This is a genomic window from Pseudorhodobacter sp. W20_MBD10_FR17 (assembly GCF_052119765.1).
Lineage (GTDB): Bacteria > Pseudomonadota > Alphaproteobacteria > Rhodobacterales > Rhodobacteraceae > Pseudorhodobacter.
Genome location: NZ_JBGQOQ010000026.1, coordinates 1 through 20,635, shown reverse-complemented (window position 1 = coordinate 20,635; position 20,635 = coordinate 1). Strand labels below are relative to the sequence as shown.

Below are 20,635 nucleotides of genomic sequence, written 5' to 3'. Positions count from 1 at the left end.
ATTCAAGTTAGTCCATCAGGTTTTCTATAACCGCATTCAAGACAAGCCGCCCTTGCAGTGTTGCAATGAGGCGGCTTTCTTTTACCTTTACCATCCCAAGCTTACAAAGAGCGTCTATTTTTGTTGCTGAAATTGGTTTTCCGGATATGTGCAGAAACCGATCAAGATCAATCCCAGTGTTTCGCCGCATGCCCATCAAAAGATACTCAACACCTTGCTCCGTTGGGTCAATACGCTCTCTTTTTTCTACAACGCCTTGTGTTTCAACCGTCCTTAGCCAGTTTACAGGGTTGGAAATGGCTTCTGTCGACAATCTTGTATCTGATAGTGTAAGCCTGCCATGCGCGCCAGGGCCGATGCCAGCATAGTCACCGGCATTCCAGTAAATGCAATTGTGTTTGGATTCTTGTCCGGCTTGGGCGTAATTTGAGATTTCATACGACCCGTAGCCCGCTGCACCCGTCATTTCTTGTGTCATATCATACATATCTGCGCCGAGGTCTTCATTCGGAAGGCCGCGTAAAAGACCGCGCTTAAACCTATCGCCAAATGCTGTACCATCCTCGATTGTCAGTTGGTAAAGTGACAAATGCCCGCTAGCCATGGCCATGCCCTCGGCAAGTTCGGCCTTCCATTCAGTTAATGTTTGGTTCTGGCGCGCATAAATCAAGTCAAAGCTTACGCGATCAAAGATGCTTTGCGCCATAGAAACCGCCAGCTTTGCGTCTTTTACATCATGTAGGCGCCCCAAAGCCTTTAGATCTGCGTCATTTAGTGCTTGAACGCCAATAGAGACGCGGTTTACCCCGGCATCCCGATATCCATGAAACCGTGCGCGCTCCACTGAACCGGGGTTCGCCTCCATGGTGATTTCAAGGTCATTAGCGGTGGACCAAGTGGCCTTGATCTTAGAAATCAATGCATGAACCAGCTCTGGCGCCATGAGTGACGGTGTCCCGCCGCCAAAAAATACGGTTTGCAAAACCCGACCGCTTGTCTCGGCACCTAAGCGCTGGATCTCTGATAAATACGCGGCTTCCCATCGTTTCTGATCAACGTTGGCAGAAACGTGGCTGTTGAAATCACAATAGGGGCATTTTGATTGGCAAAATGGCCAGTGAATATACAATCCAAATCCGCCTACTTGCCAATCCTCAACAGTGATAAATGGTTTCACGTGAAACATCCTGCGACGAGTTTGCGGAAAGCATCAGATCGATGGCTGATTTCGTTCTTCAATCCGGCATCCATTTCGCCAAAAGTTATATCAAACCCGTCAGGTTGGAAGATAGGGTCATAGCCATGCCCTAAATTTCCGCGCATTGGCCAAATAACTTGGCCTGGCATGGTGCCATCAAAAACTTCATCGTGGCCGTCCGGCCAAGCCATGACAAGCGTACAGCAAAACCGAGCCGAGCGTGGATGCGGCGCGCCAACCTCTTCCAGCTCTCGCCAAGTTCGTTTCATCGCCATTTCGAAATCCCGGCCATTCGGCGTTTCTGCCCAATCGGCGGTATAAACCCCCGGAGCGCCACCCAACCCATCAACACAGATGCCTGAATCGTCAGCGAGCGTGATTAATCCTGCAGCTTGGGCGGCCGCATGCGCCTTGATGCGGGCATTTCCAATAAAATTGTCCTCAGTTTCAGCAGGTTCGGGCAGGCCGAGCGACCCAGCAGAAACCACAGAAACGCCAAACGGTTTCAGCAAGGCCTCTATCTCAGATAGCTTCCCCGCATTATGCGTTGCGACTAAAAGCGTTGTACCTTCAAACTTGCGCATCTTCAGGCCAGTGCCGCTTTTTGCGCGGCGACCAATTCGGCACAACCTGCCTCAGCCAAGTCCATCAGTTCACCCATTTCGGCCCGCGAAAATGTTGCCCCTTCGGCAGACAACTGAACTTCAATCAAACGCGCAGAGCCGGTAAGAATAAAATTCCCATCTGTGCCTGCGTTCGAATCCTCGGCATAGTCTAAATCCAACACTGGTTGGCCTGCATAAATGCCACAAGACACGGCGACAACATGGTCAACAATCGGATCAGATGTCACTAACCCCGCCTTAATCAGCTTATTTATCGCCAACCGCAGCGCAACCCAGCCGCCTGTAATAGCTGCACAGCGCGTCCCGCCATCGGCTTGCAACACATCGCAATCTACAACAATTTGCCGCTCACCCAATGCCCGCCGATCAACCCCGGCGCGCAAAGACCGCCCAATAAGCCGCTGAATTTCCTGCGTCCGCCCGCTTTGCTTGCCTACAGCAGCCTCACGCCGATTGCGTGAATTCGTTGCGCGCGGTAGCATTCCATATTCCGCTGTGATCCAACCTTGCCCGGTATTTTTCAAAAACGATGGCGCGCGATCTTCGATAGAGGCCGAACACAAAACATGCGTTTCCCCCATCTTAATCAAACAAGACCCTTCGGCATGCTTCATCACACCGGTTTCAATGGTCACGTTGCGCATTTGGTTCAGATCTCGGGCGGATGGTCGCATAGGATATTCCTTTTAAAAACTTATCCACAGTTACCTGTCCTCTCGATATGGATGCAAGCCTCATTGACGAATGCGCCCGCTGCTCCTTAATGTACAAAGCCTCTTGGAAGCAGATTAATGACCGATCACAACAGACCCGCCGCCATCATGTCCGAACTTAACGACCGCTCGCGCGAGGTGTTTCGCCGCGTGGTTGAGGGCTACCTGGCCTCGGGTGGGCCTGTCGGCTCGCGCACGCTCAGCCGAACCATGTCGGAAAAGATCAGCGCTGCAACCATCCGCAACGTGATGCAAGATCTCGAATACCTCGGCTTGCTAGGCAGCCCGCACACGTCCTCCGGCCGCATTCCTACGCAAACCGGCCTGCGTATGTTCGTCGATGGTGTGCTAGAGGTCGGTGAGGTCGCTGCCGAAGATCGCGATTTGATTGATGCTACCATGGGCAATCGCCAATCAGATGTGGGCACTTTGCTGGATCGTATCGGCTCCACCTTGTCCGGCATTACCCAAGGTGCCAGCCTTGTGCTTACCCCGAAACACGAAGCACCGATCAAACATATCGAGTTCGTTAGCCTAAGTGCCGAGCGCGCCTTGGTGGTGCTGGTCTTTGCTGACAGTCACGTCGAAAACCGTGTGTTCACACCACCCCCCGGGCAAACGCCCTCATCGATGCGAGAGGCTGCAAATTTTCTCAACGCTCTTGCTGCCGGTAAAACCTTGACCGAGTTGCGCAAATCCGTCACCGCCGAGATCAGCACCCATCGGCAGGAAATTGATATCCTCGCACGGCAATTGGTCGAAACCGGCCTTGTTCTGTGGGAAAATCCGGGCGAACAAAGCGAGCGCCTGATCGTGCGGGGCAGGGCGAACTTGCTCGACGGCACAACCGAGGCATTAGACTTTGATCGAATCCGGCACCTCTTTGATGATCTTGAACGCAAGCGCGATATCGCCGAGTTTCTGGAGCTGACCGAAGAAGGCGAAGGTGTCCGCATTTTTATTGGCTCTGAAAACAAGTTGTTCTCACTTTCGGGGTCGTCTCTTGTTGTTTCTCCCTATATGAACGCTGATCGAAAGATCATCGGCGCTGTCGGCGTGATTGGTCCGACGCGGTTGAATTATGGCCGCATCGTCCCCATCGTTGACTATACAGCCCAGCTTGTCGGCCGGCTGATATCCGACCGGTCAAGAGGATGATTGCGAATGAGTGAAACAAGGAAAGACGACATGGCCAACGAACATGCAGCCAAAACCGACCCCCTAGACACGGCAGCAGCCGAAATTGATATGTCCGAATTCGGCGCCGAGCCCGTGATGGATGAGTTGCATGCCGTCCGCGCCGAGCGTGACGACTTTCGCGACCGATTTATGCGCGCGCTCGCCGATGCCGAAAACGCCCGCAAACGCGGCGAACGTGACCGGCGTGAGGCCGAGCAATACGGCGGATCTAAGCTTGCCCGTGATTTGTTGCCCGTCTACGACAACCTGCGCCGCGCCCTCGATGCTGCCACCGACCATCACCGCGCCGAGGCTTCGCCGATTATTGAAGGTGTAGAGCTGACCTTGCGTGAATTGCTGTCTGTGATGACTAAGCATAACATGACGCCAATCGTTCCCGACATTGGCGAAAAGTTTGATCCGCAGTTGCACCAAGCCATGTTCGAGGCACCGGTTCCCGGCACTAAAGCCGGTCAAATCATCCAAGTGATGACCGAGGGCTTTATGCTTCACGACCGTCTGCTGCGCCCTGCGCAAGTTGGCGTTTCCTCGACTGCGGGCTGATTACTTGGCAAGCGCCGGGGGCTGTCTGCCCCCGGACCCCCGAGGATATTTATACCGAACAGAAAGTGGTCATGGCTTTAGCTGGCTCTTGAGTTCATAAATGAGACTGAGTGCCTCCATTGGCGTTAGTTGATCGGGCAGAACGTCACGCAACCTTTCTTCGACGCCTGAGGCCTTTGTAGGCTTAATGGTTGGGGCAGGAGGGGCGGCCCTAAACAAGGGCAAGTCATCGATCAGTGCCTTTTGCTTGCCGCCGGTACGTTCGCCGGCCTCCAAAGCCTCTAGTACAACTTTGGCCCTGTCGGTTACGGCCTCTGGCAATCCGGCCAGTTTGGCGACCTGCACGCCGTAAGACCGATCTGCAGCACCTTTGCGCACCTCGTGCAAGAAAATTACGTCACCTTCCCATTCCTTTACGCTAACGGTGGCATTTTCTACACCTGCTAGCTTGCCAGCAAGTGATGTCATTTCATGGTAATGCGTGGCAAATAGCGCGCGACATTGGTTTTTATCGTGTAGATATTCCAGCGTGGCCCAAGCAATTGACAGCCCGTCATAGGTCGCTGTACCGCGCCCGATTTCGTCCAAGATCACTAGCGCGCGCGCATCAGCCTGATGCAAAATCGCCGCCGTCTCAACCATTTCCACCATAAAGGTGGACCGTCCGCGCGCCAGATCATCCGCCGCCCCGACGCGGCTAAAAAGCTGACTAACAAGGCCGATATGTGCAGATTTTGCCGGCACAAAGCTACCCGCCTGTGCCAAAAGAGCGATCAGCGCGTTTTGCCGTAGAAACGTCGATTTACCCGCCATGTTGGGACCAGTCAGCAGCCAAATCGCCGCTGTATCCCCAGCCGAGACATCGCAGTCATTTGCCACAAACTGTGGACCACCTTGCTTGCGCAAAGCGCGTTCGACAATAGGGTGCCGCCCGCCTGTAATCGCAAAGGCGCGGCTGTTATCAACCACAGGCTCAACCCAGTTTTCCTCGGCTGCCAAATCGGCAAAAGCTGCGGCTAAATCGATCTCGGCAATCGCCCGCGCAGTACCAGACAGCGCTGCTGCCTCATCCAAAATCGCTTGGCGCAAGCTCGCATAGTGCCGCTTTTCGATTTCCAGCGTCAGATTGCCTGCGTTCAGAATCTTGGTTTCCATTTCCGACAGCGGTACGGTTGTAAACCGCACTTGTCCGGCTGTGGTTTGCCGATGGATAAAGGTTTCCGATAGGGGGGCTGACAGCATCTTTTCGGCGTGGGTCGAGGTTACATCAACGAAATAGCCCAGCACGTTGTTGTGCTTGATCTTTAGGCTGCTGATACCGGTTTGCGCCGCATAATCGGCCTGCATCGCCGCAATCACTGCGCGGCCTTCATCGCGCAATGTGCGGGCTTCATCCAGCTCCGAATCATAACCTGCAGCGATAAACCCACCGTCTCGGGCCAAAAGCGGTGGTTCTGCCACCAGTGCTGCATCCAGCAATGCGTGCAATGTGTCATGCCCTGTCAAAGCAATTGCGGCGCTTTGCAGCAAGTGGGGGCCTTGCGATCCGATCACAGCGCTCAGCAAGCGCGCTTGTTCCAGACCGGTCCGTATCGCAGTTAAATCGCGTGGCCCGCCACGGTCTAACGCAAGGCGTGACAGGGCACGGTCTGTGTCGGGACAGCGCCGCAAAAAATCGCGTAGGTCTGTGCGAAAACGGCTCTGATCCCGCATAAACCGAACCATTTCCAGCCGTTCATGGATCACGGTCAAATCGCGTGACGGCGCCGAAAGCCGCCGTTCCAATAAGCGCCCGCCTGCCGCCGTCAAGGTCCTGTCAATTGCTGCCAGCAACGATCCTTCCTTGCCCCCCGACAGCGCCGCCGTAATTTCAAGGTTCCGCCGCGTCGATGCATCAATCTGCACCAACCCACCCGGATCTTCATGTATTGGCGGCCGCAAAAGCGGTAGGTTCCCGCGCTGTGTTAGGTCCAGATAGTCAACCAGCGCCCCCATCGCCGAAACCTCGGCGCGGTCGAAATTCCCAAAACCCTCGAGCGAGGCCACACCAAACAGACCACACAGCTTGCGTTCCGCCCCGGCGCTGTCAAAGCTCGATCGTGCCAGCGGGGTTATCGCGGGTCCCTCTTCCAGCGATAAATCAAACCCGTCGACGACGAGCAATTCCTTTGGCACAAGCCGCGCCAATTCTGGCCCCAACCGTGTGGCAGGGCAGGGCATCACACGAAACTCTCCCGTAGAAATATCGCACCAAGCCAGAGCAGCTACGTCTCTGACTTCGCTAAAAGCGGCTAAGAAATTGTGCCGCCGCGCATCTAGTAACGTGTCTTCGGTCAAGGTTCCCGGCGTGACCAACCGCACCACATCGCGTGCGACAACCGATTTTGCCCCGCGCTTTTTCGCCTCGGCGGGGTTCTCCATTTGCTCGGCAATCGCCACCCGAAAGCCCTTGCGGATTAGCGTCAGCAAATATCCTTCGGCGGCATGCACTGGTACGCCGCACATCGCGATGTCCTCGCCCAGATGCTTGCCGCGTTTTGTCAGCGCAATATCTAGCGCGGCCGCTGCATTCACGGCATCGTCAAAAAACATCTCATAGAAATCGCCCATCCGGTAAAACAGCAGCGCATCGCGGTGCCGTCCCTTAATTTCCAGATATTGCACCATCATCGGCGTTGCAGTTTCGGTATTCAAAGCACACCCCCAGTTTCGCCCCGACCCTACAAAACCACGGGCCAAGGTGAAAGGGGGTCCATTTGCCGCGTAATGTTGGGCGCTAACAAAGTTGTGTCAGCGGCCATGCGTCCTTAGTATCGTGGAAGTCTTACAGAAAGTTAGCCCATGTCGTCCAAGAACCGCGTTACCCCCGAAGAAGCCCTCGCCTATCATCTTGAGCCAAAGCCAGGCAAATATGAGATCACAGCGTCAACGCCGATGGCGACCCAGCGTGATTTGTCGCTTGCCTACAGCCCGGGCGTTGCTGTTCCTGTGCAGGCCATCGCCGACAATCCTGAAACCGCGTATGATTATACGGTCAAAGGCAATATGGTCGCTGTTATTTCTAACGGCACGGCAATTTTGGGCATGGGTAACCTTGGCGCGCTGGCGTCAAAACCGGTGATGGAGGGCAAGGCCGTTCTGTTCAAACGCTTCGCCGACGTGAACGCGATTGATATCGAACTTGATACCGAAGACGCCGAGGAAATCATCAAAGCGGTTTCTCTTATGGGGCCCACCTTTGGCGGGATTAACCTAGAAGATATCAAGGCGCCCGAGTGTTTCATCATCGAGCAGCGGCTGAAAGAGATCATGGATATCCCCGTTTTCCATGATGATCAGCACGGTACGGCTGTAATCTGCGCAGCGGGTTTGATTAACGCCTTGGAAATTTCAGGCAAAAAGATCGAAGACTGCCGCATTGTGTTGAACGGGGCAGGGGCCGCAGGCATTGCGTGTCTAGAGCTGCTGAAATCTATGGGGGCCAAGCATGATAATTGCATCATGTGCGACACCAAAGGTGTGATCTATCAAGGCCGGACCGAGGGCATGAACCAGTGGAAATCGGCCCATGCCGCCAACACCGATCTGCGCACGCTGGACGACGCGATGAAGGGCGCTGATGTCTTTCTCGGGGTGTCTGCGAAAGGGGCGGTTACACAAGAGATGGTCACTAATATGGCCGAAAACCCCGTTATCTTTGCGATGGCCAACCCCGATCCCGAAATCACACCCGAAGATGCCCATGCCGTGCGCCCTGATGCAATCGTTGCCACAGGCCGTTCCGATTATCCAAATCAGGTGAACAACGTCCTCGGGTTCCCCTATCTGTTTCGCGGGGCGCTCGACATCCACGCCCGCGCGATCAATGATGAAATGAAAATCGCCTGCGCCAACGCATTGGCCAAACTTGCCCGCGAAGATGTGCCGGATGAGGTGGCAATGGCTTACGGCCGCAAGCTGTCGTTTGGCCGTGATTACATCATTCCCACCCCGTTCGACCCGCGCCTGATTTACGTTATCCCGCCCGCAGTCGCCAAGGCTGGCATGGATACCGGTGTCGCCCGCCGCCCTATCGTCGATTTGCACGCTTACGAGCTTACCCTGAAGTCGCGGATGGACCCGACGGCGTCGATCCTTCAAGGGCTGCACGCGCGTGCGAAACAGGCGCAGGCCCGGATGATTTTTGCCGAGGGCGATGACCCGCGCGTGTTGCGCGCCGCCGTGGCCTATCAGCGTGCCGGTCTTGGCAAATCCATCGTTGTCGGCCGCGAATCAGACGTCAAAGAAAAGTTGGAAACCGCAGGCCTCGGCGATGCGGTGCGAGAGCTTGAGGTCGTAAACGCCGCCAACACCCGCCACCTCGATACCTATCGCGAATTTTTGTATAACCGCCTGCAACGCAACGGTTTCGACCGGCTTGATATTCACCGCCTTGCCGCCCGCGACCGGCATGTTTTTGCGTCCCTGATGTTGGCCCACGGTCACGGTGACGGCCTTGTCACCGGCGTCACGCGCAAATCGGCGCATGTTTTGTCGCATATCAACCACGTCTTTGATGCCAAAGCGACCGATGGCGCAGTGGGGGTAACCGCCTTGCTGCACAAAGGTAAAATTGTGCTGATCGCCGATACGTTGGTCCATGAATGGCCCGAACCGGAAGACCTCGCCACCATTGCCACCAAAGCGGCCGGTGTTGCGCGCAACCTTGGGCTAGAGCCGCGGGTCGCCTTCGTCTCGTTCTCGACCTTTGGTTATCCGGTTTCCGAGCGCGCGACCAAGATGCACGAGGCCCCGAAGGTTCTCGACAAGCGCAAAGTCGATTTCGAATACGAAGGGGAAATGACTGTCGATGTCGCCCTTAACCCCGAGGCCGCAGCGCATTACCCCTTTAGCCGCCTTACGGGTCCAGCCAATATCTTGGTGGTTCCCGCGCGCCATTCTGCTTCGATCTCGGTTAAACTGATGCAAGAAATGGCCGGTGCCACTGTCATCGGACCGATCTTGACCGGCGTGAACCACCCGATCCAAATTTGCAGCACCTCTTCGACGGTGAATGATATTCTAAACATGGCCGTTCTCGCCGCGTGCAAAGTGGGCTAAACCGCGAGACGGGGCCCTCATCAGCCCCGTCTTGTTCAAAATACTCCGGGGTTCGCAGCGGCAACCCCGCGCCTGCAAATTAAAGGTACAAACATGGCGATTTATACCCTCGGCTCTATCAATATCGACCATGTTTACCACGTCCCACATCTGGCCAAACCGGGTGAAACCCTTGCCGCCACCGACTATACCAAGGGCCTCGGTGGCAAAGGCGCAAACCAATCTGTCGCAGCTAGCAAAGCTGGTGCTAAGGTCTTTCACATCGGTGCCATCGGCCCCGATTCCGCTTGGGTTTTGGATGAGCTACACGGCTACGGGGTCAACACCAGCAACGTTTTGCAAATCACTCGGCCCACCGGACACGCGATTATTCAGGTCGATCCTGCCGCCGAAAACAGCATCATCCTCTATCCGGGTGCAAATCGCCAAATCACGGATTCTCATGCCACCCGCGCCTTGGCCTCTGCGCGCCCCAAAGATCTGTTGCTGGTTCAGAACGAAACTTCGGCCCAGTCGGCCACCATCCGCCTTGCCGCCGATATGGGGTTGCGCGTTTTGTACACCCCAGCCCCGTTTGACCTTGCGCCACTGCAGCAGGCCATCCCTTACGCGCATCTACTGCTGATGAACGCGGGCGAGGCCGCCGAGATGACCCAAGCCCTTGGTGCCATGCCAAATTGCAACGTCATCATTACCAAAGGTGCCGACGGGGCCGAGTGGCACAGCCCCACCGCCAGCCCGCTGTTCATTCCTTCATTTCCGGTTAATCCGGTCGATACCACAGGCGCAGGCGATTGCTTTGCCGGCACGATCGCGGCCGCCCTCGATGCTGGGCTGCCGCCCGATCAAGCGCTGCGCCGCGCCACGGCCGCCGCCGCTTTGCAAGTCACCCGTACAGGTGCGGCGGCCGCAATGCCGAACGGCGGCGAGGTGGATTCCTTTCTGGAATCCGCCCCTTAATGCGCAAAAGCTGCGGCCTGGCCCCAAAGCGACTTTACCTTCGTATCCCGCCCGCAAGCATCGCGGTAAAACTTATATGCCTCTGATTGCGCCTTTGGCCCGCGGCGGGTGATCACGATATTGCTGCCCTTATAGTAATCTTGATGATAGCCTTCGGCCTTATAAAACGGCCCCGCCATAAGCACTGGCGTCACAATCTTGCGTTTCAAAGCGCGCTCCGCCTCGGCCTTCGCGGCCTCGGCCACAGCCTTTTGCTGCGCATTTAGCGCAAATACCGCCGTCCGATAGCTTTCACCCCGATCACAAAACTGCCCGCCCGCATCCGTTGGGTCGACCGACCGGAAATACAGCTCTATAATCTTGGCATAGCTTATTTTTGCTGGATCAAACGCAATTTCTACGGCCTCATAATGACCGGTGCCACCCTTTCCAACTTGCTTGTAGGTCGGGTTCGCCGTCTTGCCGCCGGTATAGCCAGACACCACAGATTTCACCCCTGGAACGGACTCAAAATCCGACTCGACACACCAAAAACACCCGCCGGCAACAATCGCCTTTTCGGTGGCCGCATGTGCTGCCCCCGCGCTCATCGCCAACGCCACCAAAACCCATTTCAACATGCTTAACCCTCCATTTGCGCCAGCATGACGCGGCATCTGCCAGCCGCGCAACCGTAACAATGGTGTTGTCACGGCAAGGTGAAGCTCATACCCTCGGGTAACTAACAATCGGAAAGCTTATATGAAAATCGCCATGTGGTCCGGCCCGCGCAACCTTTCAACCGCTATGATGTACAGCTTTGCGGCCCGCGGTGATTGCGGGGTGGTAGATGAACCGTTCTACGCCGCGTATCTTACGCAATCGGGCCAAACCCATCCGATGCAGACCGAAACGCTGGCAACCCAATCCAGCGATCCGGCGCAGGTTGTGGCTGATCTGATCGGCCCAAACCCGCATGAAAAGCCGTATTTCTACCAAAAACACATGACGCACCACATGCTGCCGGGCATGGATCTGTCGTGGATGGCGCAATGCAAGAACGTCTTTCTTATCCGTCACCCGGCCCGCGTTATCGCCTCGTATGCCCGCAAACGGCAGGGGCCAACGCTGAATGATATCGGCTTTGTGCAGCAGGCCGCCTTGTTCCATTCGGAAACAAACCGCCTTGGCCAGCCGCCCATCGTCATCGACAGTTCTGATATCCGTGCCAACCCTGCCGCCGCATTGGCCAAGCTTTGCGCAGCTTTGGGCATGCCCTACACTCAAAACATGCTGCACTGGCCTGTCGGCGGCCACCCCGATGATGGCGCGTGGGCGCCGCATTGGTACGGCGCTGTTCACCGTTCGACTGGGTTTGAGGATGCTGAAGGCCCGCTTCCAACCCTGTCGGATGACTATGCCGATTTGCTTGGAGCAGCCTTGCCGCTGTACGAAACCCTTGCCCAGCATAAAATATAGCGGCCCCCTCGCATGGCGCGAAAAGGCCGCTAGGCTTTAGGCATAAAAATCAATGACTGATTTCGTTGTGTCATAGCCTGCCGCTTGCAGTGCCGGTTCTAACACCGACCAAAATGATTGGGTGGTGCCGTCAGTTTCGGCCGCACTGGTATAGCTTTCCAGCACATCAGAGATCAGAGAAACGGCGGTGTCATCGACGCTATCCCGCCCTTTGCCGCCGCTTGGGGGTGGGCCACCTGCGCCGCCTGGGCCACCTTGGCCGCCGCCGGGGGGCGGCCCGCTGGGCTTGGTGCCCTCGGCCCCTTGAACGCCGGCCAGTTCGGCCAAACCTTTGGCGTCAATCCCGTTGGTTTCCAGAGCCGTGGCAAGGCTGGAACCTGCTTTGATCCCCAGCTCTTTGATCTGCGAAACAATTTCTTTCGCATCGTTTTCAGATAGGTTTGACGAGTCGTAATTGGTTAGAAACTCATTCAGTTTTTGGCCTTGCTGCACGGTCAATTTTGACGATTGCTGCGTAGCGTTCTGCATATAGCTAGCGGCTGATGTGATTTGCATTTGGTCATGCTCCTTTTGCACTGAGTCGCATCTTTCTGCACCTTTGAAAGCAATGCGCCGCAAGGGTAAACACCACGTCAAAATTTGGGCGAGCAGTTAAAATGCAACGCAAATAAAAACGCGGCCCCCGATGAAAGAGGCCGCGTTTTAAAGTTCAACATGCCGACGTCACATCATAAATATCGTTTATTATCAATATTTTAGCGTGTTTTTCAGCCGTTACTTTACCCGTGCATTCCGTGTCGCGATCAGCTTCAAACGCAACGCATTCAACCTAATAAAGCCCGCCGCATCCTTTTGATCGTAAGCGCCGGCATCGTCTTCGAACGTGACATGCGCCTCGGAATAGAGGCTGTGATCGGACCAGCGGCCAACACAGCTCGCCACGCCTTTATACAGCTTCAACCGGACAGTACCCGACACATGCTCTTGCGATTTGTCGATCAAAGCTTGCAACATTTCTCGCTCGGGGCTGAACCAGAAGCCGTTATAAATCAGCTCGGCATAGCGCGGCATGATGCTGTCTTTCAAATGGCCCGAACCAGCATCCAGCGTGATTTGTTCGATCGCGCGGTGGGCCTCGAGCAGCACGGTGCCGCCGGGGGTTTCATAGATGCCGCGCGACTTCATACCGATGAAACGGTTTTCAACAAAGTCGAGACGGCCAATCCCGTGTGCACCGCCCAGTTCGTTCAGCTTGGTCAAGATCGTGGCCGGGCTCATCGCCTCGCCATTAATTGCGATCGCGTCGCCTTTTTCAAACGTCACCTCGATATACTCGGGTGTGTTCGGGGCTTCCTCGGGCGAAACGGTGCGCTGATATACATATTCCGGTGCTTCCTGCGCGGGGTCTTCCAAGGCTTTGCCTTCTGAAGACGTGTGCAACAGGTTCGCATCGACCGAGAACGGCGCTTCGCCGCGCTTATCCTTGGCAATCGGGATCTGGTTTGCTTCGGCAAATTCCAGCAGCTTGGTGCGGCTGGTCAAATCCCACTCACGCCACGGCGCGATAACTTTGATTGCAGGGTCCAAGGCATAGGCAGACAGTTCAAACCGAACCTGATCGTTGCCCTTGCCAGTTGCGCCGTGTGCAACCGCATCGGCCCCGTGTTCATGCGCCAATTCCACCAAACGTTTGGAAATCAAAGGCCGCGCGATGGATGTTCCAAGCAGATACAGCCCTTCGTACAGCGCATTGGCGCGGAACATTGGGAACACGAAATCGCGAACGAACTCTTCGCGGACATCCTCAATATGGATGTTTTTCGGGTCAATCCCCAGCAAAACGGCTTTTTGGCGGGCTGGCTCCAGCTCTTCGCCTTGGCCGAGATCGGCGGTAAAGGTGACAACCTCACAGCCGTATTCGGTTTGCAACCATTTCAGGATGATCGATGTATCAAGACCGCCGGAATAGGCGAGGACGACTTTTTTCGGGGTAAATTTCGGGGCGGCAGACATGGGCTTCTCCTTCGCAATTTCCCTGCGATTACTGGGTATTTGCGCTAAGGGCAAGCATTGGCTGCGGGCTTTGTCGTCTGCTTTGCTAATCCTTGCATTTTCTGAACCTATTGAGGTGTGCGCTATTGTCAGACTTGTCTTTTGGGGCCGGTTGGGTCTAATCGAAATTATGAATGATTTCGCCCAAGCCGCCCGCACCGCCACCGCCGCCCTGCGTGATCTTTTTGATCCGACGCCGTTGCAGCGCAATGACCATTTATCTGCACGTTATAATGCCGAGATTTGGCTGAAGCGCGAAGATTTGGCGCCTGTTCGGTCGTATAAAATCCGAGGCGCGGTGAATGCGATGCGCAAAGTGCGCAGTAACAACCCGTCGCAAGGCCAATTTGTTTGTGCCAGCGCGGGCAACCATGCGCAGGGTGTGGCCTATGCATGCCGTCATTTCGGGGTGCGCGGAACGATCTTTATGCCGGTGACAACGCCGCAGCAAAAGATAGACAAAACCCGCGTTTTTGGCGGGGATAGTATCGAAATCGTGCTGACGGGCGATTATTTTGACCAAACCCTAAGTGCCGCGCAAAAGTTTTGTGCCGAAAAAGGCGCGCATTTTCTGTCGCCCTTTGATGACCCTGATGTGATTGAAGGGCAGGCGAGTGTTGCGGTTGAGATTTTGGAACAGCTTGGCCGCGCGCCAGATATGATTGTGCTGCCGGTTGGCGGCGGCGGTCTTGCGTCGGGTGTGACGGGGTTTATGCGTCAGGTTGCGCCAGAAACGCAGTTTCGGTTTGTTGAACCTTTGGGTGGGGCCAGCCTGACGGCGGCTTTGGCCAGTGGTGCGCCGGTGACGATTCCCAAGGTGAACTCTTTTGTTGATGGGGCAGCCGTCGCGCGGCTGGGGGCCTGCACGTTTGAGATGCTGAAATGGGTTGATCCGGCCGATGTTTTGCTCGCGCCCGAGGATCGGATTTGCACGACTATGCTAGAGATGCTGAATGTTGAGGGCATCGTCTTGGAACCTGCAGGCGCGCTTTCGGTGGATGTGCTGCCCAGTTTGGCAGACCAAATTGTCGGAAAAACCGTTGTTTGCGTAACCTCTGGCGGGAATTTCGATTTTGAGCGTCTGCCCGAGGTAAAAGAACGGGCGCAGCGCTATGCCGGATTGAAGAAATACTTCATTCTACGCATGCCTCAACGCCCCGGCGCGCTGCGCGAGTTTTTGATGATGCTTGGCCCCGATGATGATATCGCGCGGTTTGAATACCTTAAGAAATCGGCGCGAAACTTTGGGTCTGTTTTGATTGGTATTGAGACGAAAAACGCCGATAATTTTAGGCAGTTGTTTGGCAATATGGACAGTGCGGGCTTTACCTTTCGCGACATTACGGCAGATGAAGCGCTTGCCGAGTTTTTGATCTAGCAGTTATGCGGCACCCTCGGTGGGTTCACCTGCCTCAAAGGCGGCTTTTGACGCTTGATAGACTGCGGCAACCTGACGCAAGTCTATTCCGTCGATTGCGCCCAAAGATGCCGCCTTTTCACCGGTCTGGCATAATGCTGCGAGCTTGAAAAAGCCTAGGTTAAGGGCGCTTCCTTTTAAAAAATGCAGTGCGGATTCAATTGCTTGTGGTGAAGTGTTGTTAACCAGATTCGCGGAAACCTCATCGGTTTCTTCCAGAAAAAGTTGCGCCACTTCATCGAAATCTTTGGCCCCGATTTCATTGCGAAGCTCACGTACACGGCCCCAATCTATCATAATAACCCCTACGGTTTGCTGTCTCCACCCATATGCTGGGCATTTTGGGGCACCGTTCTTAACAACTTGTGTTTTCGAAAGGCTAAGAAACTGAAAGTTTTACGGTTCATAGGGCCTTAAGTTTTTCGCGGCATATCCGAAGGAGGTAAAGCAAAGGGAAAAGCTGTGGCTGCAGTGATGCCAGAAAAAACATTGAAAGTGGGCGCGACTGCGACGCCTCGGCACGTGTTGGTTGTGGATGACAGTCGCGCGCAGCGGCGGATTTTGGCGCTGGCTCTTACGCGGGGGGGCTATAAAGTAACCGAGGCGGATTCGGGGGTTTCGGCTTTGGCGCTGTGCCAGGAAACCTGTTTTGACATCGTGCTAAGCGACTGGATGATGCCCGAGATGAACGGGCTGGATTTTTGCCGTTCTTTCAGGGCCTTACCGCGCGAAGGCTATGGCTATTTTATTCTGCTAACAGCAAAATCCGAAAAAGGTGAGATCGCGGACGGGCTGGATTGTGGCGCCGATGATTTCTTAGCCAAGCCTGTTAACCCTGATGAATTGCGGGCGCGATTGCGGGCCGGCGAACGTATTTTGGGAATGCAGTCTGAACTGGTGCAAAAGAACCGGCTTATCAGTGCCACATTGGATGAGCTGCAAAAGGTATATGATTCGCTTGATCGTGATTTGATCGAGGCTCGGAAATTACAGCAAACCTTGGTGCGTGAAAGGTTTCGCGATTTCGGGCGGGGCGAGGTTTCGGTTTTGCTACGCCCTTCGGGCCATGTCGGCGGCGATCTGGCTGGTTTTTTTGAAATTAATGCACAGCGAATCGGGGTATATTCTGTTGATGTTTCTGGCCATGGCGTCGCCTCGGCGATGATGACGGCACGGCTTTCTGGCTTACTTTCGGGGTCTTCCCCCGATCAAAATGTTGCCTTGATGCGGGGTGAATTTGGCGAAAAAGATGCACATCCACCAGAGGTGGTTGCGGCCCGTCTGAATCGCATGATGTTTAATGATATTCAGGTCGAGCAGTATTTCACGCTCGCCTACGCGGATATCAATCTAAGAACGGGAAATGTGCAGATGGTGCAAGCGGGTCATCCGCATCCCGTGCTGATTCGTGATAGCGGCGAGATTGAGTATATTGGTTCGGGCGGCATGCCGATCGGCCTGATCCCAAGCGCCGAGTACGAGCGGGTTGAAGCAACACTAGGTCCGGGGGATCGCCTTTTTTTGGTCTCAGATGGGGTAACAGAATGCCCGTCGCCGCTTGGTGAAGAGTTGGGGGAAGACGGATTGTCCAAAATTTTGCAGGCAAATTTGGCTATGGGCAGTTCTGCGTTGCTTGAGGCGCTCGTCTGGGATCTGTCAGCGCATTTCGGCGGTGAAGATTTCCCGGACGATGTTTCTGGCGCGCTGTTTCTGTTAAAGAACTAGCCGTGCAAAGCTTTCCATCATCGCGCGGTCCCCCGGGTTGCCCAAAACGGATGCCGCACTTTTTATTGGCATCCAAAGCGGTTCGTGGTCCGGCTCGGTCGGGGCGGACATTTGCAATGTGGGGCGGCCAACATAAATGGTGCAAATCTTTTCAGCCCAAAGGTTGTATTCGGGCATAAAGGCAAAGCGGCGAAAGGTGCCAAATTTGAACTGTAGGGTCATGTGCCACCCCGTTTCCTCATAAACTTCGCGATGCAGCGCGGCGATGGGGTTTTCGCCGGCATCAATTCCGCCACCCGGAAGCTGGATTTCTGACGTTGGCACCGCCTGATGCGTCAGCAAAACCTCGCCGTCGCGGTGCAAAATCGCATAGACGCCCGGCCGCCGCGTATAGCTTTGGCCCGGTTTCGGCGCGTCACCATAACGTTTAATCATCGATACCCCCTTGGTCCTTTGGTTGCTGTCCCTATATGTTAGCGGTATGCCAAGGCTGGCTTGCCAAGGGAACCCCATGACTATCGGAAAAAAAATCGCTTGGGACGATACCGTCCTACCATTTCAGCTTGATAACTCTGACATCCGGGGTCGCGTCGCGCGTCTTGATGGTGCGCTGGAGTCTGTGCTGAAGCAACATGAATATCCACCGCAGATAGAGGCACTGGTCGCAGAAGCTACGCTTTTGACGGCGATGATCGGCCAAACCATTAAATTGCGTTGGAAGCTTTCGCTGCAAATTCGGGGCGATGGCCCTGTTAGCATGATTGCGACCGACTATTACGGCCCGACCGAAGATGGCGAACCTGCGCGCGTGCGGGCCTATGCCGCCTTTGATAAAGACGCCGATATCGACGGGAAAGAGCCGTTTTCCCTGATCGGCGAAGGTTTTTTCGCGATCCTGATCGACCAAGGCGCGGGTATGGTGCCTTATCAGGGGATCACCCCGATTGCCGGATCATCGCTTTCGGACTGTGCCGAGGCGTATTTCGCCCAATCCGAACAGTTGCCAACCCGCTTTCAGCTAAGCTTTGGCAAAAGCACGTTACCCGGTGAAAATGCGGCATGGCGTGCGGGCGGGGTCATGTTGCAGATGATGCCCAAGGCGTCACCCTCGGCGCAGGGCGAAGGTGGGTCTGGCGAAGGCGGCTTGCTTGGTCATCAAGATTTGCTGGATGATGACGAGGGCGAAAACTGGCGCCGTGCGAATCTTTTGCTGGATACAGTTGAAGAAATTGAGCTTATCGGCCCACAGGTTGCACCAACGGATCTGCTCATCCGCCTGTTCCACGAAGAGCAGCCGCGTGTTTTTGATCCGCAGCCCATTCGTTTTGGCTGCACCTGTTCCGAGCAACGGGTACGCGAATCGCTTTCGATCTATACGGCTGACGATTTGGCCGACATGATCACCGAAGACGGTGTGATCACGGCGGATTGCCAGTTTTGCAGTTCACATTATGTGTTGGACCCGAAAACGCTGGGGATACAGCCGGATGAAACCTGATGCCTTGCGCCGGGCCCTTGAACGGGAAACCGGCGCATCATCGGATTTTGACCTGAACCCCGGTATCGTCTTGCCTCCGGGGCGAAAGCTGCGTGCCGCTGCCGTATTGGTGGCGGTGCAAGAATTCAGCACTGGTCCGCATCTGTTGCTGACCAAGCGATCTTCGCATTTAAAGCATCACCCCGGTCAGATTGCTTTTGCTGGGGGCAAGCTTGATCCGTGTGATGCCGATGTCACCGCCGCTGCCCTGCGCGAGGCCCAAGAAGAGGTGGGCTTGCCGCCGTCTTTGGTGACCGTTCTGGGTACTTTACCTGCGCATGAGACGGTAACCGGCTTTACCATGACGCCGGTATTGGCGAAAATAACAGGCCCGTTTAACCCAATACCTGAGGCGGGAGAGGTGGACGAAGCATTTTTTGTGCCGCTGGATTTCGTCATTAACCTAGCCAATTTTAGGGTTGAGGCCCGCGCGTGGCGCGGAGAAATACGGCACTATTACACTGTCCCTTATGGCCCTTATTATATTTGGGGCGCTACTGCGCGAATATTGCGCGGTTTGGCCGAAAGAATGGTGTGATGCGGGTAACGGGCAATTGGCTGCATCATTCCGGCACACAAGCCTTGTGCCACGCCTTAGAGGTAGCGGGCTTTCAGGCCTTGTTTGTTGGTGGTTGCGTTCGGAATGCCTTGATCGATGCGCCGGTGAATGACATTGACATCGCGACAGATGCAACGCCAAAAAACATCACTAATATAGCAGAAAGTGCCGGTTTTAGGGTAATACCAACGGGTATTGAGCATGGGACGGTGACCGTCATTGCCAAGGGCGCGGCGCATGAGGTGACCACTTTTCGCCAAGATGTTGAAACCGATGGCCGACACGCGACCGTGCGGTTTTCAACCGATCTGGCTGAGGATGCTGCACGGCGTGATTTCACGATGAACGCCCTTTATGCGCGGGCGGATGGCACTGTTGTCGACCCATTGGGCGGGCTACCCGACCTTGTGGCGCGGCTTGTGCGGTTTGTGGGTGACGCCGATTTGCGCATTACCGAAGACTACCTTCGCATCTTGCGGTTTTTCCGGTTTTTCGCTTGGTATGGCGACCCTGCGCAAGGCTTGGATGCCGAAGGATTTGCAGCCTGTGCTGCACATTCCGCAGGTATAGAGACACTTTCGCGCGAACGGGTAGGGGCCGAGCTGCGCAAATTGCTTTCGGCGCCTGACCCTTCGATGGCTGTGGCCGCCATGGCGCAATCGGGTGTTTTGGCGGCAGCCTTGCCGGGTGCCGATGCGCGGGCATTGCCTATTGCGGTGCATTTGGGGGCACAAGATTGGCTGACGCGGCTGGCTGTTTTGGGCGGCACCATCGAAAGCTTGCGATTGTCGCGCAGTGAATTGGCACAAGTGACCCTGATACGAGATGAAGTTGGAAACATGCGCCCGCCACAAGAGCTTGGCTATCGTCACGGGCTGTCGGTGGCGAAGGCAATTGTTTTGTGTCGCGCTGCTCTGTTCGAAAGCTTGCCACCAGAGGGCTGGCAAGAGGGTATTGAAAATGGTGCAAAAGCTGTTTTTCCCGTAACTGCCGCTGATTTGATGCCGACTTTGCAAGGCAAAGCGCTGGGCGACCGTCTTCGTGATTTGGAGCAGCGCTGGATCAATTCTGGGTTTGCATTATCAAAAGCCGCGTTGATGGGCTGAATTGCTTCGCCGGCGATGGTTGTTCAGGCAAATCGCACGAGGTGTAGCGGATGTAATTGCCCAAGATCGCGCTTAGATAATACCAATCCCGTCTGTTACCGAGCAGTGGTTTGCGCTGCAAACTATGTTTGTGCAATATGTTCACCGTCAACGCTTCGACAGCACCCAGCACCCAGCACGCAACCCGCGCCATTAGGAGACTGCCCCCTCGTGTTTTGCGATGCAAAACCCTGCCGGGTAACAGTTCAACTTTTACAACAACCGATGCCTATATCAGGCGCAGGACATGAAAACGCCAGCAGAACAGCCCTATCGACGGAAAGGGAAAGCTGCGGAACGAATGGCTCAACGAAACGCTATTTGGTGGAATGCCCCCACTGAAGTGGTCCACCAATTGGGATATGATTATCCCGTTTTCAGGAGGACTAAACAATGGCTGGA

Annotated in this window: 19 protein-coding genes; 10 read left to right on the top strand and 9 right to left on the bottom strand. The window is 55.3% G+C overall.

All coding sequences use genetic code 11. The features are described from left to right. Positions 1-7 precede the first annotated feature (7 nt). The 3 genes from hemW to rph are packed head-to-tail and all read right to left on the bottom strand — an operon-like array spanning position 8 to position 2,498. Positions 8-1,186, bottom strand: a complete 1,179-nt coding sequence (gene hemW / locus ACEN2J_RS15730) for a radical SAM family heme chaperone HemW (RefSeq protein ID WP_442107059.1) — start codon at positions 1,184-1,186, stop codon at positions 8-10. Continuing rightward, the gene (locus ACEN2J_RS15725; RefSeq protein ID WP_442107058.1) at positions 1,174-1,782 is read right to left on the bottom strand and encodes a non-canonical purine NTP pyrophosphatase; all 609 of its coding nucleotides are present in this window, start codon (positions 1,780-1,782) and stop codon (positions 1,174-1,176) included. Before ACEN2J_RS15725 ends, hemW begins: the two co-directional genes overlap by 13 nt. Before the next feature lie 2 nt (positions 1,783-1,784). Continuing rightward, positions 1,785-2,498, bottom strand: coding sequence for a ribonuclease PH (gene rph / locus ACEN2J_RS15720; RefSeq protein ID WP_442107057.1), 714 nt, complete (start codon positions 2,496-2,498; stop codon positions 1,785-1,787). Positions 2,499-2,615: 117 nt separating this feature from the next. On the opposite strand from rph, the gene hrcA reads away from it, so the two are divergent. Beyond that, entirely contained in the window at positions 2,616-3,695 is a 1,080-nt protein-coding gene (hrcA, locus tag ACEN2J_RS15715; RefSeq protein ID WP_442107056.1) for a heat-inducible transcriptional repressor HrcA, read from the top strand. A gap of 6 nt (positions 3,696-3,701) precedes the next feature. After that, complete coding sequence (locus tag ACEN2J_RS15710; protein ID WP_442107055.1) at positions 3,702-4,280, top strand: nucleotide exchange factor GrpE; 579 nt, start codon at positions 3,702-3,704, stop codon at positions 4,278-4,280. Positions 4,281-4,349: 69 nt separating this feature from the next. Here the strand turns inward: ACEN2J_RS15710 and mutS are convergent, their stop codons facing one another. Continuing rightward, complete coding sequence (mutS, locus tag ACEN2J_RS15705; protein ID WP_442107089.1) at positions 4,350-6,950, bottom strand: DNA mismatch repair protein MutS; 2,601 nt, start codon at positions 6,948-6,950, stop codon at positions 4,350-4,352. 171 nt (positions 6,951-7,121) lie between these two features. Here mutS and ACEN2J_RS15700 point away from each other — a divergent pair, with 171 nt between their 5' ends. Both ACEN2J_RS15700 and ACEN2J_RS15695 read left to right on the top strand, forming a co-directional pair. Beyond that, positions 7,122-9,380, top strand: a complete 2,259-nt coding sequence (locus ACEN2J_RS15700) for an NADP-dependent malic enzyme (RefSeq protein ID WP_442107054.1) — start codon at positions 7,122-7,124, stop codon at positions 9,378-9,380. Positions 9,381-9,473: 93 nt separating this feature from the next. Further along, the gene (locus ACEN2J_RS15695; protein WP_442107053.1) at positions 9,474-10,340 is read left to right on the top strand and encodes a ribokinase; all 867 of its coding nucleotides are present in this window, start codon (positions 9,474-9,476) and stop codon (positions 10,338-10,340) included. On the opposite strand, the gene msrA is transcribed toward ACEN2J_RS15695, so the two are convergent. Continuing rightward, entirely contained in the window at positions 10,337-10,960 is a 624-nt protein-coding gene (gene msrA / locus ACEN2J_RS15690; protein ID WP_442107052.1) for a peptide-methionine (S)-S-oxide reductase MsrA, read from the bottom strand. The genes ACEN2J_RS15695 and msrA overlap by 4 nt on opposite strands. Positions 10,961-11,081: 121 nt before the next feature. On the opposite strand from msrA, the gene ACEN2J_RS15685 reads away from it, so the two are divergent. Beyond that, positions 11,082-11,798, top strand: coding sequence for an HAD family hydrolase (locus ACEN2J_RS15685; protein WP_442107051.1), 717 nt, complete (start codon positions 11,082-11,084; stop codon positions 11,796-11,798). Positions 11,799-11,834: 36 nt separating this feature from the next. On the opposite strand, the gene ACEN2J_RS15680 is transcribed toward ACEN2J_RS15685, so the two are convergent. Both ACEN2J_RS15680 and ACEN2J_RS15675 read right to left on the bottom strand, forming a co-directional pair. After that, positions 11,835-12,353, bottom strand: coding sequence for a hypothetical protein (locus ACEN2J_RS15680; RefSeq protein WP_442107050.1), 519 nt, complete (start codon positions 12,351-12,353; stop codon positions 11,835-11,837). A 219-nt stretch (positions 12,354-12,572) separates the two neighbouring features. Beyond that, the gene (locus ACEN2J_RS15675) at positions 12,573-13,811 is read right to left on the bottom strand and encodes an argininosuccinate synthase (RefSeq protein WP_442107049.1); all 1,239 of its coding nucleotides are present in this window, start codon (positions 13,809-13,811) and stop codon (positions 12,573-12,575) included. A gap of 169 nt (positions 13,812-13,980) precedes the next feature. Here ACEN2J_RS15675 and ilvA point away from each other — a divergent pair, with 169 nt between their 5' ends. Beyond that, on the top strand, positions 13,981-15,228 hold the full coding sequence (gene ilvA, locus ACEN2J_RS15670; RefSeq protein ID WP_442107088.1) for a threonine ammonia-lyase IlvA: 1,248 nt from the start codon (positions 13,981-13,983) through the stop codon (positions 15,226-15,228). Between the two features lie 3 nt (positions 15,229-15,231). On the opposite strand, the gene ACEN2J_RS15665 is transcribed toward ilvA, so the two are convergent. After that, entirely contained in the window at positions 15,232-15,564 is a 333-nt protein-coding gene (locus ACEN2J_RS15665; protein ID WP_442107048.1) for an Hpt domain-containing protein, read from the bottom strand. A gap of 177 nt (positions 15,565-15,741) precedes the next feature. Between ACEN2J_RS15665 and ACEN2J_RS15660 the strand changes: the two genes are divergently transcribed. Beyond that, entirely contained in the window at positions 15,742-16,992 is a 1,251-nt protein-coding gene (locus ACEN2J_RS15660; RefSeq protein WP_442107047.1) for a PP2C family protein-serine/threonine phosphatase, read from the top strand. Here ACEN2J_RS15660 and ACEN2J_RS15655 read toward each other — a convergent pair. Further along, positions 16,981-17,427 carry an NUDIX domain-containing protein gene (locus tag ACEN2J_RS15655; protein ID WP_442107046.1) on the bottom strand — a complete coding sequence of 149 codons (447 nt, stop codon included), beginning with the start codon at positions 17,425-17,427 and terminating at the stop codon, positions 16,981-16,983. The genes ACEN2J_RS15660 and ACEN2J_RS15655 overlap by 12 nt on opposite strands. A gap of 76 nt (positions 17,428-17,503) precedes the next feature. Between ACEN2J_RS15655 and hslO the strand changes: the two genes are divergently transcribed. From hslO to ACEN2J_RS15640, 3 genes are read left to right on the top strand one after another with little or no spacing between them, the layout of a single operon-like run. Then, positions 17,504-18,490 (top strand): Hsp33 family molecular chaperone HslO, encoded by a 987-nt coding sequence (gene hslO / locus ACEN2J_RS15650; RefSeq protein ID WP_442107045.1) that lies wholly within the window; start codon positions 17,504-17,506, stop codon positions 18,488-18,490. Further along, positions 18,480-19,067 (top strand): CoA pyrophosphatase, encoded by a 588-nt coding sequence (locus ACEN2J_RS15645; RefSeq protein ID WP_442107044.1) that lies wholly within the window; start codon positions 18,480-18,482, stop codon positions 19,065-19,067. Before hslO ends, ACEN2J_RS15645 begins: the two co-directional genes overlap by 11 nt. Continuing rightward, positions 19,067-20,194 (top strand): CCA tRNA nucleotidyltransferase, encoded by a 1,128-nt coding sequence (locus tag ACEN2J_RS15640; RefSeq protein ID WP_442107043.1) that lies wholly within the window; start codon positions 19,067-19,069, stop codon positions 20,192-20,194. Before ACEN2J_RS15645 ends, ACEN2J_RS15640 begins: the two co-directional genes overlap by 1 nt. Positions 20,195-20,635: the final 441 nt, after the last annotated feature.

Excerpts from the sequence above, each read along its gene's own strand:
- ACEN2J_RS15675 (WP_442107049.1), bottom strand. The coding sequence starts at position 13,811 with ATGTCTGCCGCCCCGAAATTTACCCCGAAAAAAGTCGTCCTCGCCTAT.
- ACEN2J_RS15725 (WP_442107058.1), bottom strand. The coding sequence starts at position 1,782 with ATGCGCAAGTTTGAAGGTACAACGCTTTTAGTCGCAACGCATAATGCG.
- hrcA (WP_442107056.1), top strand. The coding sequence starts at position 2,616 with ATGACCGATCACAACAGACCCGCCGCCATCATGTCCGAACTTAACGAC.
- ACEN2J_RS15640 (WP_442107043.1), top strand. The coding sequence starts at position 19,067 with ATGCGGGTAACGGGCAATTGGCTGCATCATTCCGGCACACAAGCCTTG.
- ACEN2J_RS15680 (WP_442107050.1), bottom strand. The coding sequence starts at position 12,353 with ATGCAAATCACATCAGCCGCTAGCTATATGCAGAACGCTACGCAGCAA.
- ilvA (WP_442107088.1), top strand. The coding sequence starts at position 13,981 with ATGAATGATTTCGCCCAAGCCGCCCGCACCGCCACCGCCGCCCTGCGT.
- msrA (WP_442107052.1), bottom strand. The coding sequence starts at position 10,960 with ATGTTGAAATGGGTTTTGGTGGCGTTGGCGATGAGCGCGGGGGCAGCA.
- ACEN2J_RS15655 (WP_442107046.1), bottom strand. The coding sequence starts at position 17,427 with ATGATTAAACGTTATGGTGACGCGCCGAAACCGGGCCAAAGCTATACG.
- ACEN2J_RS15660 (WP_442107047.1), top strand. The coding sequence starts at position 15,742 with ATGCCAGAAAAAACATTGAAAGTGGGCGCGACTGCGACGCCTCGGCAC.
- ACEN2J_RS15685 (WP_442107051.1), top strand. The coding sequence starts at position 11,082 with ATGAAAATCGCCATGTGGTCCGGCCCGCGCAACCTTTCAACCGCTATG.
- hslO (WP_442107045.1), top strand. The coding sequence starts at position 17,504 with ATGACTATCGGAAAAAAAATCGCTTGGGACGATACCGTCCTACCATTT.
- mutS (WP_442107089.1), bottom strand. The coding sequence starts at position 6,950 with ATGATGGTGCAATATCTGGAAATTAAGGGACGGCACCGCGATGCGCTG.
- ACEN2J_RS15695 (WP_442107053.1), top strand. The coding sequence starts at position 9,474 with ATGGCGATTTATACCCTCGGCTCTATCAATATCGACCATGTTTACCAC.
- hemW (WP_442107059.1), bottom strand. The coding sequence starts at position 1,186 with ATGTTTCACGTGAAACCATTTATCACTGTTGAGGATTGGCAAGTAGGC.
- ACEN2J_RS15710 (WP_442107055.1), top strand. The coding sequence starts at position 3,702 with ATGAGTGAAACAAGGAAAGACGACATGGCCAACGAACATGCAGCCAAA.
- ACEN2J_RS15665 (WP_442107048.1), bottom strand. The coding sequence starts at position 15,564 with ATGATAGATTGGGGCCGTGTACGTGAGCTTCGCAATGAAATCGGGGCC.
- rph (WP_442107057.1), bottom strand. The coding sequence starts at position 2,498 with ATGCGACCATCCGCCCGAGATCTGAACCAAATGCGCAACGTGACCATT.
- ACEN2J_RS15700 (WP_442107054.1), top strand. The coding sequence starts at position 7,122 with ATGTCGTCCAAGAACCGCGTTACCCCCGAAGAAGCCCTCGCCTATCAT.
- ACEN2J_RS15645 (WP_442107044.1), top strand. The coding sequence starts at position 18,480 with ATGAAACCTGATGCCTTGCGCCGGGCCCTTGAACGGGAAACCGGCGCA.